Below are 1,563 nucleotides of genomic sequence, written 5' to 3'. Positions count from 1 at the left end.
CGCCACCGATGCCGACGCCGCCGGAGAGGTGAACGTTTTTACCGATCTGCGCGCAGGAACCCACGGTCGCCCAGGTATCGACCATGCTGCCTTCGTCGACGTAAGCACCGATATTGACGTAAGAGGGCATCAGAACGGTATTGCGTGCGATATAGGCGCCCTGGCGCACCGCCGCAGGCGGCACGACGCGGAAGCCAGCCGCTTTAAAGCGCGCTTCGTCCCAGCCGGCAAATTTCATCGGCACTTTGTCATAAAAGCGGGTTTCCGCGCCTTCCATAACCTGGTTGTCGTTAATGCGGAACGACAGCAGAACTGCCTTCTTCAGCCACTGATGCGTTACCCACTGACCCTCGATTTTTTCCGCTACGCGCAGCGCGCCGCTGTCCAGCTGAGAGATGACCTCGTTGATGGCTTCACGGGTTACGGTGTCTACGCTCGCCGGGGTAATCTCGGCGCGGCGCTCGAAGGCCGCTTCAATAACGCTCTGTAACTGTTGCATAATTTTTTCCTGATCTGTCTGGTGCATGTCGGGCCACTTCCCGACACAAAGAATAAGTAAGTAAATCGATTGCGGTCACACTTTATCGTTTGGATTAAGGGCTTCTGTCAACCGTTGTTGCAATGCTTTGCGCATTTCTGCGTCAAGCGCGCGCCGCTCGCTGTTGGCCAGAATAAATAAATCCTCGACGCGCTCGCCAATGGTGCTGATGCGCGCGCCGTGCAGCGAGACGCCCATATCGGCGAAGACTTCGCCCACGCGCGCCAGCAGGCCGGGCTGATCGAGCGCCACCAGTTCCAGATAGCTGCGGCGATCGGTATGGGTCGGCAAAAAGTTGACTTCGGTATCAACGCTGAAGTGGCGAAGCTTCGCTGACGCGCGGCGCGTGCGCGGCGGATGCCAGCTGGTCTGCGCAATCGCCTGCTCCAGCGCCTGACGGATCATCAGGTGGCGATCGGGCGCCAGCGGGCTGCCGTCCGGCTCAAGCACGATAAAGGTGTCCATCGCCATACCGTCGCGGCTGGTAAAAATCTGCGCGTCGTGCACGCTGAGATTGCGCCGATCCAGCTCGCCCGCCACGGTGGCAAAAAGGTAAGGGCGGTCGGGGCTCCAGATAAAGATTTCGGTGCCGCCGCGCGTCGCCTGCGGGCTGACCAGCACCAGCGGCTGGCGAAGGTCGTGCTCCATTAAATGACGCGCGTGCCACGCGAGTTGGTTAGGCGTGTGGCGCAGGAAATAGTCGGCGCGACAGCGATTCCAGATATGGTGCAGCCGCTCCTCGTCAATATTGTCCATCCGCAGCAGCGCCAGCGCCTGAAGACGGTGGTGGCGCACGCGCTCGCGCAGATCCGGGCTGTTCTCCATGCCGCGCCGCAATTGCTTCTCGGTCGCGAAAAAGAGTTCGCGCAGCAGGCTCTGCTTCCAGCTGTTCCACAGGGTTTCATTGGTGGCGCAGATATCGGCCACGGTAAGGCAGACCAGATAGCGCAGCCGGTTTTCGTTCTGCATCACCTCGGCGAACTGCTGGATGACGGTAGGATCCTGGATATCGCGGCGCTGCGCGG

The 1,563-nt window shown here is 60.4% G+C and carries 2 protein-coding genes; both read right to left on the bottom strand.

Annotated features, from left to right (window positions below):
• On the bottom strand, positions 1-499 hold a 499-nt coding region (locus tag B3797_RS00030; RefSeq protein WP_311790020.1), incomplete at its 3' end, for a 2,3,4,5-tetrahydropyridine-2,6-dicarboxylate N-succinyltransferase.
• 75 nt (positions 500-574) lie between these two features.
• A partial coding sequence (locus B3797_RS00025; protein WP_311790019.1) for an ACT domain-containing protein occupies positions 575-1,563 on the bottom strand: 989 nt, incomplete at its 5' end.

The sequence above is a fragment of the Pantoea sp. UBA5923 genome, from assembly GCF_002431095.1.
Classification (GTDB): domain Bacteria; phylum Pseudomonadota; class Gammaproteobacteria; order Enterobacterales; family Enterobacteriaceae; genus Pantoea; species Pantoea piersonii.
The sequence above is the reverse complement of the archived record's forward strand: the minus strand, read 5'-3'. Positions and strand labels throughout refer to the sequence as shown.